The 13239-nt window shown below is 35.3% G+C and carries 10 protein-coding genes and 2 pseudogenes; 5 read left to right on the top strand and 7 right to left on the bottom strand.

Going from position 1 to position 13239, the window contains the following annotated elements; translation table 11 throughout:
- Positions 1-5 precede the first annotated feature (5 nt).
- Positions 6-1268, top strand: coding sequence for a Tol-Pal system protein TolB (locus tag AAGD90_RS01880; protein WP_006279726.1), 1263 nt, complete (start codon positions 6-8; stop codon positions 1266-1268).
- 41 nt (positions 1269-1309) lie between these two features.
- Here AAGD90_RS01880 and gatC read toward each other — a convergent pair whose 3' ends face one another.
- From gatC to AAGD90_RS01865, 3 genes and pseudogenes are all read right to left on the bottom strand, one after another.
- Complete coding sequence (gene gatC / locus AAGD90_RS01875) at positions 1310-1663, bottom strand: Asp-tRNA(Asn)/Glu-tRNA(Gln) amidotransferase subunit GatC (RefSeq protein ID WP_010962323.1); 354 nt, start codon at positions 1661-1663, stop codon at positions 1310-1312.
- On the bottom strand, positions 1653-2579 hold the full coding sequence (locus AAGD90_RS01870) for a ribose-phosphate diphosphokinase (RefSeq protein ID WP_209473167.1): 927 nt from the start codon (positions 2577-2579) through the stop codon (positions 1653-1655). Before AAGD90_RS01870 ends, gatC begins: the two co-directional genes overlap by 11 nt.
- Before the next feature lie 303 nt (positions 2580-2882).
- Positions 2883-3227: pseudogene (locus tag AAGD90_RS01865) on the bottom strand (ankyrin repeat domain-containing protein); the annotation flags it as partial.
- A 58-nt stretch (positions 3228-3285) separates the two neighbouring features.
- On the opposite strand from AAGD90_RS01865, the gene AAGD90_RS01860 reads away from it, so the two are divergent.
- Positions 3286-4118, top strand: a protein-coding gene (locus tag AAGD90_RS01860; RefSeq protein ID WP_341822030.1) for an IS5-like element ISWpi1 family transposase whose coding sequence is annotated in 2 segments (ribosomal slippage) — positions 3286-3655 and positions 3655-4118 — 834 coding nt in all. Because the reading frame shifts where the segments join, the coding sequence is not laid out codon by codon here.
- 22 nt (positions 4119-4140) lie between these two features.
- On the opposite strand, the pseudogene AAGD90_RS01855 reads toward AAGD90_RS01860, so the two are convergent.
- Both AAGD90_RS01855 and AAGD90_RS01850 read right to left on the bottom strand, forming a co-directional pair.
- Positions 4141-4647, bottom strand: a pseudogene (locus AAGD90_RS01855) (ankyrin repeat domain-containing protein); the annotation flags it as partial.
- Positions 4587-4772: a hypothetical protein gene (locus tag AAGD90_RS01850; protein ID WP_341822029.1), complete on the bottom strand. Its 186-nt coding sequence runs from the start codon at positions 4770-4772 to the stop codon at positions 4587-4589. The pseudogene AAGD90_RS01855 and the gene AAGD90_RS01850, both read right to left, overlap by 61 nt.
- A gap of 413 nt (positions 4773-5185) precedes the next feature.
- Between AAGD90_RS01850 and AAGD90_RS01845 the strand changes: the two genes are divergently transcribed.
- Positions 5186-7771, top strand: coding sequence for a hypothetical protein (locus AAGD90_RS01845; RefSeq protein ID WP_341822028.1), 2586 nt, complete (start codon positions 5186-5188; stop codon positions 7769-7771).
- 628 nt (positions 7772-8399) lie between these two features.
- On the opposite strand, the gene purD is transcribed toward AAGD90_RS01845, so the two are convergent.
- On the bottom strand, positions 8400-9671 hold the full coding sequence (purD, locus tag AAGD90_RS01840; RefSeq protein ID WP_264705519.1) for a phosphoribosylamine--glycine ligase: 1272 nt from the start codon (positions 9669-9671) through the stop codon (positions 8400-8402).
- Between the two features lie 34 nt (positions 9672-9705).
- Positions 9706-10983, bottom strand: a complete 1278-nt coding sequence (gene serS, locus AAGD90_RS01835) for a serine--tRNA ligase (RefSeq protein ID WP_038198549.1) — start codon at positions 10981-10983, stop codon at positions 9706-9708.
- Between the two features lie 332 nt (positions 10984-11315).
- On the opposite strand from serS, the gene AAGD90_RS01830 reads away from it, so the two are divergent.
- Both AAGD90_RS01830 and dusB read left to right on the top strand, forming a co-directional pair.
- Positions 11316-12251 (top strand): Ulp1 family isopeptidase, encoded by a 936-nt coding sequence (locus AAGD90_RS01830; RefSeq protein ID WP_341822027.1) that lies wholly within the window; start codon positions 11316-11318, stop codon positions 12249-12251.
- A gap of 25 nt (positions 12252-12276) precedes the next feature.
- Positions 12277-13239 (top strand): tRNA dihydrouridine synthase DusB, encoded by a 963-nt coding sequence (dusB, locus tag AAGD90_RS01825; RefSeq protein ID WP_010962313.1) that lies wholly within the window; start codon positions 12277-12279, stop codon positions 13237-13239.

The following is a 13239-nucleotide window of genomic DNA, read 5'->3' as shown; positions in this document are numbered from 1 at the left end:
AATGAATGAAGCTATTCGTTCATCTGGTGTTATTTATTTCGTTATTTATTCCTTATTTTACAAAAGCTGCTTTATATGTTGATATAAAAAAAAGCAGTGTTGGTAACATTGGTCTTGTTGTATCTAAATGTACATGTAAAACAGCGTTGGAAAGCGAATTAAGCGAAAATATTGCAAAGGTAATAGGAACAAATTTATCTAATTGTGGCTTATTTAATGTAAAACGTGGCGCGGAAGCTGAATCTAAATCTTGGAAAAGCGATACTGTAGTCACAGTAAGTTTAAGCGAAATATCTGGTAGTGCATTAGAGCTATCATTTCGTTTATTTGACGCTTTTACAAAAAGAGAATTACTTACTCAGTCAGTTGTTTTTCCAGCAAAAGACTGGAGAAAAATTGGTCACCTCGTTTCGGATGTGATACATGATAGATTAATTGGTGAGAAAGGGCACTTCAACACAAAAATCACGTATATCGCTGAAGAAAAAGATAGCAACTACAAATCTGTGCGTAAAATTGCTGTGATGAATCAAGATGGAAGTAATATAAAATACTTAACAAATGGCGATAGATTTGTGTCAACACCGAGATTCTCACCAAATGGAAAGGGCATTGTTTATATCTCGTACGCAAATGGTAAAAGTTATATAATATTAAAAAATTTAAAAGATAACACTGAATCAATAATCAGCGCATTTGAAGGAGTTGTTTCTGCACCAAGATTTTCTCCCGATGGTAAATCTCTTTTAATTTCCCACTCATTGGGTGGTGAAACGAATATATTATCTTTGGATTTAAGTAGTAAACGAACAAAAAAAATTACTAAAGGTTCAGCTATAAGCACTTCTCCCTCTTTTTCTCCAGATCAAAAGTATATGGCTTTTAGTTCTGATATAAGTGGAAGTCAGCAACTGTACGTTATCGATTTTACTAACAAAAGTAAAAAACCTAAAAGAATTAGTTTTGGAAGTGGAAGATATGCTACGCCTGTTTGGTCGCCAAAAGGAGATCTGATAGCTTTTACAAAGATTCAGTCAGGAAAATTTTACATAGGAGTTATGAAGCCAGATGGCAAAGAAGAACGTCTGCTTTCAGAGGGGCATAAAATTGAATCCCCGGCATGGTTACCAAATGGTAGAGAAATCATTTTTACAAGAACAGAATCACCAAGCAACTCTAAACTATATTTAGTAGACTTAGTAAAGAAAAATCAAAAAATGGTTTCCACTCCCACAAATGCTTCTTTACCGGATTGGTCTTATTTTTGAAAGTAGATCTATTATAGATTTGATATGAGCCTTATTTTACTTTAATTGCTTATAACCTTTGGCACTACGAAATACCCATGCTCAGGTTTTGTATTGGACAATATCTCTTTTTTAATGTTTTGAGAATTTATAACATCATCGCGTACATGAATGTCCTTGTCTATGCTGCCATAACGCATAGGAGAAACACCTTCAGTATTAACTTGCAATAAAGTATCATGTATCCAATCCAGCATTGTCAGTTCTTTGGAGTAGTGATCAATCTCGTCATTTGATAACTTAATCCTTACAAGCTGTGCAATTTTAAGCATTTCTTCTTTGGTAATTGTTATTTTTCTCTTATTTGCAAATTCTATTAGTGAAGTAATAACGTCTTCTGTTGACTTAGCTGGCATCTTTACCTCCTTGGATAAAGTGAGTTAAAATATCTACGACCGAAACAACTTCTATTTTACCAGTTTTTTCAAATTTGTGAAGTATGGTATCCGTAATCACTAATTTATCTAAAGAAGAGGAAGAGATTTTCTCAACTGCACTTCCTGAAAGCACGCCATGTGTGATGCATGAAATTACGGACTTTGCTCCGTGGCCTTTTAAAGCAAGAGCTGCATTACACAATGTTCCACCAGAGTCAACTATATCATCAACAATGACACAATTTTTATTTGCAACTTCTCCTATTATGTTCATTACTTGAGATGTGCCTGCTTTCTCCCTATATTTATCTACTACAATAATCTTATCACTTAACCCTATCTTGTACTTTTCCTCTAAAGTCTTTGCAAAAGCACGTGCTCTACCAATTGCTCCAACATCAGGTGCAACAATTGCCAAATTTTCCGTGTGTATAGAGTCAACAAATGCTTCAAAGCAGTTCAAATTAGTTATCGGTACATCAAAGAATCCTTCAATTTGACTTGAGTGCAAATCAATAACTGCAACGCTACTTGCACCTGCAGTTTGAATAAGATTTGCAACTAATTTGGCACTTAAAGCAGACTGCACATTATTGTTCTTGATAATTCTATCTTGCCTGCTATATCCATAATAAGGAATAATTACTACTATCCTTTTGGCTCCTAATCTATTTACTGCATCAATTATGAGCAGAAGCTCCATAAGGTTATCATTCACAGGGGGAGAAAGAGATTGTATTATATATACTTCTTGATTATATAGATCATTTGCTACTTCTACATTTACCTCGCCATCGGTAAACTTTGATATCCAAGCAGAGGATGGTTGAACATCTAGCCGGTTAACTACTGATTCCCCTAATTCCTTACTAGCATTACCTATTATTATCTTCATAACGCACTAATTGAGTTTTTAAGATTATACAGAAATTGTGAAATAATTGAAATGTAAGTGTCTTTATCTAGCATTCTTGTCGGTGAATTAGGTACCTCTTGTACAATGACCTGTCATTTTCACGCGTTGTTTCAATATACAGACCCAAATTGAAACAACTATACAAAATCCTGCTTATGTTTCAAGATAAATGACTTTAATGAAATATAATTTATCTAGTCATTTGTATCTGCTAACATACTACACTTCCCATTGTAGAGCCTCTGCAACTTACTGAAATTTATAATCGCTTTATAAAAAGCTTTATACTCTTTGCTTAATTGGAGGCGCTACCTCTGCACTTTCTGCTCTGTCTAGGGTGCTACTTGGTTTTTCTGCAGTAATTTTTTGAATGCTACCATCTACCTTATTCTTGATATCTGCTCCATATGATCTTAATACTTCAATAGCTTTCTCGTTTCCACTATTCAGCGCAATATCCAAAGCATCCATTCCATCATTATTTTTGTGGTTGATAAAATTCTCTAACTCAAAGATTTTTATATATTGCTCAATGATGAATTCTACCACTTTTCCAGGGCAATTATTAGCGGCAGGAAAGAGTACTGCATTGTTATTATTGTCTTTCTTTGTTACATCTGCTTTGAGAGGTTGTCCGGAAACAAGTAAAAGGCTATAATATCTGAAATTTTAGTACGGGGTAAAGATGAGAAAAAAGTATCCAACAGATCTAAGCGAAAGGGAATGGGCAAGAATAGAAAAACACTTCAGAGTATCATACAAGAAAGGAGGAAGGCCGCCAAAGTATAGCAAAAAAGAAATATTAGAAGCAATTTTCTATGTATTGCGTACAGGGTGTCAATGGCGGTATTTACCAAATGATTTTCCGCTATGGAAGACTGTGTATGAGCAGTTCAGGCAATGGAAGAAGCAGGGAATTTTTGAGAAAATGAATTATGAAATTACAAAATATAGTAGAAGAAAAATAGGAAGGAATGAGCAGCCGAGTGCCTGTATAGTAGATAGTCAATCTGTAAAGGCTACAGAAAAGGGGGGATCAAAGGCTATGATGGAAGTAAAAAAGTAAAGGGTAGAAAAAGGCATATAATTACAGACACTCAGGGTTTTATACTAGGTTGTTACGTAGGCGCTGCTAACGAAAATGATAGAGATGGTATTAAAATAGCATTAAACAATATGAGAACAAAATATACTAAAGTTAAAAAAATGTGGGCTGACATGGGATACCAAGGAAGAAATTTAAAGAATCACATAAAGGAAGAATATGACATAGATATTGAAATTGTTAAAAGGCCTCCATGTAGATTTTGGGTGCACAAAGATACGCCACCTGAGCTACTACCAACAAGAGAACAAGGGTTTAAAGTACAGCCAAGAAGATGGGTTGTAGAAAGGACTTTTGCTTGGGTTAATAGGAATAGAAGGCTATCGAAGGAGTATGATTTACTCACAACATCCACTGAGAATTTCATATACCTAGCTATGAGTAGGGTTATGTTAAAGAGGGAATATGCTTGAATTTACTAGTTTCCCGACAACCTCTGAGCTTGTCTATCAAATACTTGATAATTTCTATTCTGCTATCATCTTCTGCTTCAGTGCACTGCCTAGCAGCTAAAAACAGAGCTGTTCGCCCATTATTGTCCACATCTTCAATATCTTGTCCCTTATCAATTAAGGCTTGTATTATATTTTTGTTCCCATATAAAGCAGCAAAGTGAAGAGGAGTATACCCTTCGGTACTTTCTCTTTCATTAATCAATGCACCATGGCTAGCTAGTAATTCTATAAATTCTGGCGTATTTGCAAAAACTGCAAAGTGCATTGGTGTTAGATCATCTTTACCATGATTTTGAGTTTTTGCATTAACGTTTGCTCCATTTTTTATCAGCAATTTTGCTATTTCTAATTGTTTGCGTCCGATGGCAATATGCAGTGGCGTACGATTGCGTTCATAATGATCATTGACGTTTGTGCCACATTTTATTAGTAGTTCTGCAGCTTCAATATTATAGCCTTTCTTATAATAGTCCGAATGCGATAAGATATGTGTTTATGGCTATAGCAGGCCAGTAGCATATTACGGTCTGTTCGGATTATTGTAAAAAGAGCTATACCTTCCTGAATTGCAACGTATAAGGAAGCATATCCATCTTTTGTTTCCTCTGTCATACGAAATTGCAAACATGTTAGTTCATATATTATTAAGGATTATTATTAAGTTTTTATTAATACAATATTAATGTAGCGGGATGACGAGCTTATCGTCATCCCGCCGCGAACCGTCATACCACTGCGAACCGTCATACCGCCGCGGTATCTCTAGATCCCGCTAACAAGCAGCGGGATGACGGTTTTTCAAATTATCGTAAGTCAGTTTAGCTATAGCTACAAGTTTCATTCTTCCCTTACAAATAACTTTACTGCGTCCTTTTTTCGGATTCAGAATTAGCAAGAAACGTTCTTGTAAGGTGGTCTACTAAAATTTTGCTTTATAAAACAATGTCTGAACTATGCAATTAATACATTATCAACACAACTGATTCATAAAAGCAAATATTATAACCACGAAGAGAGAAAATGTTATGCTTAGTTTAATAAGAAAGACCTTGAGAAAAAAAATGACTCATCAGGTAAACGATTCGAAATTGAAAGAGAAAGATGAAAAAAGTATTTTAAAATTAGCATCAAAAATAGAAGGCAAAAAAAGTAGCATTGCTGAAGAACTAGAAAAAATATCTGAAAAGGAAAAACAAAGGATTCTTACTACGGAAGTAAGTAAACATCGGGGTAAAGAATCAACTATTATATCACTTGCTTATGCTATACTACGTAAAGATAGTATAGCTGTTGAGAAAATGTTAAGAGTAGCTAAAGAAAACGGTATTCTGAAAGACATTCTTGACGCAACAACAACTATAAAATATCCAGGTGGTCAGGAAGAAACTTGCACACCACTTACTTATGCCATATTATGTAAAAATAGCAAAACTATTGAAGAAACTTTAAAAGTCTCTAAAGAAAACGGTATTCTGAAAGATATTCTTAACGCAACAACAACTATAAAATATCCAGATGGTCGGAGAGCAACTGTTACACCACTTGCTTATGCTATACTATATGAAGATAGTATAGCTATTGAAGAAATTTTAAAAGTCTCTAAGGAGAACGGTATTCTGAAAGATATTCTTAACACAACAGCAACTATAAGATATCCAGATAACAAGGAAGTGACTTACGCGCCACTTGCTTATGCTATGTTCTGGAAGGATAGCAAAGCTATTAAAGAAATTCTAGTAGCAGCTGAAGAGAACAGTATTCTGAAAGATATTCTTAACACAACAACAACCATGAAATATCTAGACCGGGAAGTGACTTACACACCACTTGCTTATGTTATACTACGTAGAGATAGTATAGCTGTTGAGAAAGTGTTAAGAGTAGCTAAAGAAAACGGTATTCTGAGAGATATTCTTGACACAACAATAACTATAAAACATTTAGATAGCCGGGAAGTGACTTACACACCACTTGCTCATGCTATGTTCTGGGAGGATGGCAAAATTATTAAAGAAATTCTAGTAGCAGCTGAAGAGAACAGTATTCTGAAAGATATTCTTGACGCAACAACAACTATAAAATATCTAGATGGTCAAGAAGAAATTTACACACCGCTTACTTACGCCATATCATGTAAAAATAGCAAAACTATTGAAGAAATTTTAAAAGTCTCTAAAGAAAACGATATTCTGAAAGACATTCTTGACGCAACAACAACTATAAAATATCTAGATGGTCAGAAAGAAATTTACACACCGCTTACTTACGCTATATCATGTAAAAATAGCAAAACTATTGAAGAAATTTTAAAAATCTCTAAAGAAAACGGTATTCTGAAAGATATTCTTGATGCAACAACAACTATAAAATGTCCAGATGGTCATGAAGAAACTTGCGCACCGCTTACTTATGCTATACTACGTAAAGATAGTATGGCTGTTGAGAAAATGTTAAGAGTAGCTAAAGAAAACGATATTCTGAAAGACATTCTTGACGCAACAACAACTATAAAACATTCAGATAGCCGGGAAGTAACTTACACACTACTTGCTTATGCTATACTGCGTGAAAATAGTATAGCTATTGAAGAAATTTTAAAAATCTCTAAGGAGAACAGTATTCTGAAAGATATTCTTAACGCAACAATAACTATAAAATGTCCAGATGGTCGGAGAGTAACTGTTACACCACTTGCTTATGCTATACTACGTAAAGATAGTATGGCTGTTGAGAAAATGTTAAGAGTAGCTAAAGAAAACGGTATTCTGAAAGACATTCTTGACGCAACAACAACTATAAAATATCCAGATGGTCAGGAAGAAACTTGCACACCACTTGCTTATGCTATACTACGTAAAGATAGTATAGCTGTTGAGAAAATGTTAAGAGTAGCTAAAGAAAACGGTATTCTGAAAGACATTCTTAACACAACAATAACCATAAAACATAAAAATAATCAAAAAGTAACTGATAAGTTACTTGCCGCATTACATGATCGCAAAGTTATTCAAAAAATTTTAGACATAGCTAGAGAAAATGATATTCTGAAAGACATTCTTAATGCAACAATAACTATAAAATATCCAGATAGTGAAGAAAAAATCTACACACCACTTACTTATACAATATCATGTAAAAGCAACGAAGCTTTTAATACAACAAGAGCTATAAATCAAGATGGTCAGGAAAAAACTCACATCCCATTTCCTACCCTTGATAAAAGAGAAACTGAATTAAAATTAAAAGAAAAAAGACAAAGTAGAAGAGATGAGGGATTAAATTTTAACAATGGTAGTAGTGACAAAAATGTTGAAATAAAAGTTAATGGGGATATCTTGTTGCAGCATAGTAGTGGAATTGAAAATGAAATAAATCATACTGCTGTACGTAATGATGTAAGGGGGGTAAAGCCTCTAATAGAAAGTAGAGTAAATGTTAAAGTACAGAATATAAATGCAGTGATTGCAACTTCTGTGACATTTAAAATGATTGCAACTTCTGTGACACTTGAGTTGGTAGCTAGTAAAATAACATGTGTACTGTCAAAACCCACCACTAAATTGGAAGAAGTAGCTATAACATATTTTCAAGGTTTAGCACTATATTTGTGAAACTTAATTTATATGTGCTAAACAAGATGCTGATTAGTTTTATAGCTAACCCAAGAAAGGTTTCCCTACGTCATACCGCCGCGGTATCTCTAGATCCCGCTGCGGGATGACGATTGTCGTTTAGCCATAAATATTTAAGAAATTTACCAAATGAAAAAAAAGGCAAAAGAAGCCCTGGGGTTATTATCTGCTTTAAAATATTGGCGTTTTTTATGTTTTAAACGCTTGACAAGCAAGATTTAGCTGCTTTTAATTGCAACTAACCTATGCTGCAAATGTTTAAGAAATTTACTAAGCAGAAAAAAAGACAAAGAATCCCCGAGTTAGCTAGTCTTTTACTATCTCTGTCGAGTATTGGCATTTTTTGATGTCTTGTAACGCTTTATAAGCGCGTTCAGCTTATTTAGATAAAAATCTAGATGTAGATGAAGTTTTGTAAAGACATACAGTATCTATATACTGCAAAAAATTGAACATAAGACGCCGATACATTAAGTAATCCTTACCTTTTAATCTGCAGATTGGCGAAAGCAAATACAATAGCTTCAGTTTCATGATAAGGGGGCTGGCGGAGTTTGTCAAGGAAGTTTTTCGTTTCTGTGAACCACCTGCTAACCGACAGCTAACATTAACTACCGATATCGTATCTGAAGAAGCCCCCTGGCCATTCTAAAAAATTTAATGCTGAGTACACCTTACTTTTGGCTTCCTCTATAGTGCTCCCTTCTGCTACTATATTTAGCACTCTTCCGCCATCGGAAACTAAGTTACCACTTTCATCGAATTTAGTACCAGCATGAAACACCAACACACCAGGAATGCTTTCAATCTTATCTAATCCTTTAATTACTTCTCCCTTTTGATAATCACCCGGATAGCCTTTACTTGCAACAACTACACAAACTGTAGATTTGTTGTTAAGTTCCACCATTTTGACATTTAACTTTCCTTCTGCAACTGACAACATCAATTTTAACAAATCGCAATTTGAATCAAATCTAGGTAATATAGATTGCGTTTCTGGATCACCGAATCTAACGTTATACTCGAGAAGTTTTGGGCTATCTTTGCAAATCATTAAACCAGCAAAGAGTACTCCTTTATAAGACGTACCCATGTTAACCAATGCTTGAGCTGTAGGGTATATTATTTTTTGGATAATTTTTTGCTCCATGTCCTTACTTATAATTGAAGGTGATGAGTACGACCCCATACCTCCAGTATTTTGGCTTTCATTACTTTCATCAACTCTCTTATAATCTTTTGCACACCCAAGAGTTACTACTTTCAACCCATCAATAAGAGCAAAAAAACTTACTTCTTCTCCAACTAAAAACTCTTCTATGATTATTTCTTCACCTGATTCACCAAATTTTTTCTCCACTAGCATTGAATTTATTGCTGAAAAAGCTTCGCTTTCTGTATTACATATAACCACCCCTTTTCCTGCTGCAATTCCATTTGCTTTCACTACAAGTGGAAACTTTATTTTATTGCTACGTACAAAATCTTTAGCTAACCCTTCATCAACAAAACACTCGTACTTGGCAGTTGGTATACCATATCGTTTACATAGTCCCTTGGTGAAAGACTTCGATCCCTCAAGTTTTGCAGTTGCTTGACTTGGAGCAAAAACATTTATTCCCTCTGCAACTAAATCATCAGCAAGCCCATCAATTATTGGTTGTTCTGGACCAATAACAACCAACTCTATATTTTCTCTCTTGCAAAATTGTGTAACATCCACTGAATTTTGAATATTTACATCCACAAGAACTCCCAAATTTTCCATGGCCTGGCGACCAGGAGTTACATATAACTCAGTCAAGATAGGAGATTTTTTTAGAGCCCAAAGTAGAGCGTGCTCACGCCCACCAGAACCTATAACCAGAACCTTCATTTTTATTTCCTCGCTTTTCTATATGTCAAAATTATTATTTGCTTATAACAGTATCATTACTCATGTATTTTTGCAACACGTTTGGTATTGCAATCGACCCGTCAGAATTTTGATAATTCTCCATTATGGCAATAATCGTTCTTCCTATAGCTAAAGCTGAGCCGTTTAAAGTGTGAATATATTTTTTCATCTTTTTATCAGTTTCTGAAGAGTATTTAGCGTTCATCCTTCTTGCTTGAAATGCACCACAATTTGAGCAGCTTGATATTTCTCTATATTTATTTTGCCCAGGTAACCATACCTCTATGTCATAAGTCCTTTGTGCAGCAAAACCCATATCGCCACTGCAAAGCAGCATTACTCTGTATGGCAATTCTAATTTTTTTAATATCTCTTCAGCAACACTCGTCATACGCTCAAGCTCATCATTTGATTGGTCTTCAGTTGTGATGCTTACCAACTCCACTTTACCAAATTGGTGTTGCCTTATCATGCCCCTGGTATCGCGACCTGCACTACCTGCTTCTTTACGAAAGCACTCCGAATATGCAGTAAAGCGAATAGGCAGTTCTTTTTCTTCCATTATTTTGTCAGCAACTAAATTTGTTAAAAACACTTCACTTGTGGGAATCAACCTCAATTCGTCGGTAGTTAAATACGAATCGTCAGAAAATTTCGGTAGCTGACCAACATTATACATAGCTTCGTTTTTCACCAAAGCCGGGTGGTACACCTCAGTATAGCCAAATTCATTAACATGCATTTCAAGCATACAATTTATTAGCGCTCGTCCAAGCTTAGCTAACTGTCCTTTTAATATCGTAAATCTTGATCCGGAAATTCTCGCCGCTTGTTCGAAGTCCATTAAACCTAATTTTTCTCCGAGTTCATAATGAGATTCTGGTACAAAATCAAACTGTCTTTTTCCTCCATATCTTCTCACCTCTAAATTAGAGTTCTCATCTGCGCCTATTGGCACATCTTGCGCAGGAATATTCGGCAAGTTAGATAAAACATTCACTAACTTATCCTTTTCTGCTTGTTCTTTTAAGCTGATTGCCTCTATCTCATTTGTGATGCTTTTTGACAACTCTATTTGCTCTTCACAGGGGCTCTTGCTCATTTTAAGCTTTTTTATTTCCTCTGTGATTTCATTGCGCTGCCTATTCAAATCCTGCAGTTTAGTGGTTAATGATCTTTTCTCGTGATCGATTTCTAATATCTCTTCCGCAGTAGATTCTCTAATTCCCCTGCTTTTCATTGCCTTTTCAAATCCTTCAGGGTTTTTGCGTATATATTCTATATCGTGCATATATTGTGCTATTACTAACATTGTTACTGTACTCCAAAAGCTCTTAATATTCAATATATTCTCATACTACTAAAATTATTATGGTTGATTTTTTTGTTCGAATTTGTTTAAATTTAATTAACTTAGCGTTCATAGGGTGTAGTATGTTGGGCATTACAAAAAATAATCAGAAAGAGAGCACTTACTTTGCTGGTGAGGAATTCGTTATCTACGCTACTTGTGTATGCCTAGCAGCCACATTCGCTGCTGGCTGTTTAGGGGCGGTAATAGGATCCCCTCTATTGACCTTTCCACTTGCTATGCTCATCTCTAACCCCGTAGTTTGGGTTTTAATGGGAACAATTCTTACAGTAGCATACAAAATGGTTGTTGAACCTTTATTTTACTTAGCGAAGGGTTATATTAATGGAAAAAGAGCAAGTCAAGGTGAGCAAAAAACTCCAGATGAGGATAGTGGTATTTTTCCTGGACCAGATAATGAAGATGGGTCAACTGTTTCAGAGAACAGTAGTCGCAGAAGTTCTATTGCTTCAAAAGATAGTGGTTTGGGTGGTAAAGAGTTTCATGAAAATTTGGACACTCTTGTGCATCAGACAAACAGAGGAAATTATGCTTACTGGTTATGTGATGATGACATTTCACATATTGCAAGAGTTGTGTATGGGTACTCACAAAGTGAACATAGTAATAATAATGTCTATTTTCTTGCTCCTAGCTATTCTAATGGTTGGGACGAACTCACAAAAGAATTTCTTCAGAATTATAGAGGTGAATTAAAACAAAATTCTAAATTGATATTTACTTCGTTTCTTCATATTAACAACAATCATTGGGCAACTTTGGTTATTAAACCTGATGCAGGTGATAAAAAATTTAGAGCTTATTACTGTGACTCATTTGGTAATCAATTGCCAGATAATGTGCTAAATATTGTTAAAAGAGAACTGCAAAAAGAGGAATGGGTATTAGACATAAGAATTTCCCCAACTAAGCAGCAAAGTGACGGGTATAACTGTGGAATATTTGCGTTAGAAAATGCTCATAAAATTACACAAATGCTTAACGAAGACAAATCATTTGACGAAATTGACAAAAAGTTATCAGAATATAAATTTGATTTGAATGAGAAAAGAGAAGAATTTACAAGAGCGCTTATGGAAGATGAGAAATGTAAGGAAGATCTAAGAAATCGTAAGCGTCCGCCAAGGACGAAAACATCTCAGTCTTCTATTTCAAGGGAGAATGCAAGTTTGTGTTGCATTATGTAATCAATGAAAAATTACCATTGACCTTATGCCCCTCCAAATAGGAAATTTGACAATTGATTCTCCAGTTATTTTAGCTCCAATGTCTGGAGTGACTGATTATCCGTTTAGAAGTATTGTGAAGAAACTTGGTGCAAGTTTGTTAGTTTCAGAGATGATCGCAAGCAGAGCTATGATTATGCAAACTCGCCAGAGTTTGCAAAAAGCAAAAGTCGATGCATTAACTGCTGTGCAGCTTGCTGGGTGTGAGCCAGATGTTATGGCGGAGGCTGCAAAATTAAACGAGGACATGGGAGCAAAAATTATAGACATAAACTTTGGTTGCCCTGTTAAAAAAGTTGTAAACGGTTATGCAGGATCAGCGCTAATGCGTGATGAGAAAAAAGCCGCTGAGATAATTGAAGCTGTGGTCAAAGCAGTGAATATGCCAGTTACGGTGAAAATGCGCACTGGATGGAACGATGAAAATCGCAATGCCCCGAGACTTGCGAAAATTGCCGAAGACTTAGGAGCAAAAATGATCACTGTGCATGGAAGAACAAGAGCGCAGCTTTATAATGGTCAAGCAGATTGGAAATTCGTTAGAAATGTTAAAGAGCAAGTGAAAATTCCAGTTATAGTAAATGGCGATATTAAAAATTTAAATGATATTCAGAATGCTCTCAAAGAATCTGGAGCAGACGGAGTGATGATAGGTCGTGGTGCCTACGGTAAACCTTGGCTGATTAATCAAGCAATGAACTTTCTCAGTGGAAGTGAAACTTCTGAGCCAACAGCTTCAGAGAGATTAAGCATCATACTCGAGCATTACGACAATATTCTTGAGTACTATGGAAATGACACAGGAATAAAGATGGCCCGCAAACACATAGGTTGGTACAGTAGCGGGCTTCAAGGCTCATCTGAATTTCGTGTGAGAGTAAATAACATGACAGATAGCACAGAAGTGAAAGAAAATATTATTGGCTTTTTTGGTCAAGAGACACACTAG

This window comes from Wolbachia endosymbiont (group A) of Ischnus inquisitorius (genome assembly GCF_964026985.1).
GTDB lineage: Bacteria > Pseudomonadota > Alphaproteobacteria > Rickettsiales > Anaplasmataceae > Wolbachia > Wolbachia pipientis.
Note: the sequence above shows the minus strand (reverse complement) of the source record. Positions and strands in the feature narration are given on the sequence as shown.

What these genes read in the sequence shown, in the direction of transcription:
- AAGD90_RS01880 (WP_006279726.1), top strand. Translation starts at nt 6, where the DNA reads ATGAAGCTATTCGTTCATCTGGTGTTATTTATTTCGTTATTTATTCCT.
- gatC (WP_010962323.1), bottom strand. Translation starts at nt 1,663, where the DNA reads ATGCCAGCTAAGTCAACAGAAGACGTTATTACTTCACTAATAGAATTT.
- AAGD90_RS01870 (WP_209473167.1), bottom strand. Translation starts at nt 2,579, where the DNA reads ATGAAGATAATAATAGGTAATGCTAGTAAGGAATTAGGGGAATCAGTA.
- AAGD90_RS01850 (WP_341822029.1), bottom strand. Translation starts at nt 4,772, where the DNA reads ATGACAGAGGAAACAAAAGATGGATATGCTTCCTTATACGTTGCAATT.
- AAGD90_RS01845 (WP_341822028.1), top strand. Translation starts at nt 5,186, where the DNA reads ATGCTTAGTTTAATAAGAAAGACCTTGAGAAAAAAAATGACTCATCAG.
- purD (WP_264705519.1), bottom strand. Translation starts at nt 9,671, where the DNA reads ATGAAGGTTCTGGTTATAGGTTCTGGTGGGCGTGAGCACGCTCTACTT.
- serS (WP_038198549.1), bottom strand. Translation starts at nt 10,983, where the DNA reads ATGCACGATATAGAATATATACGCAAAAACCCTGAAGGATTTGAAAAG.
- AAGD90_RS01830 (WP_341822027.1), top strand. Translation starts at nt 11,316, where the DNA reads ATGGGAACAATTCTTACAGTAGCATACAAAATGGTTGTTGAACCTTTA.
- dusB (WP_010962313.1), top strand. Translation starts at nt 12,277, where the DNA reads ATGCCCCTCCAAATAGGAAATTTGACAATTGATTCTCCAGTTATTTTA.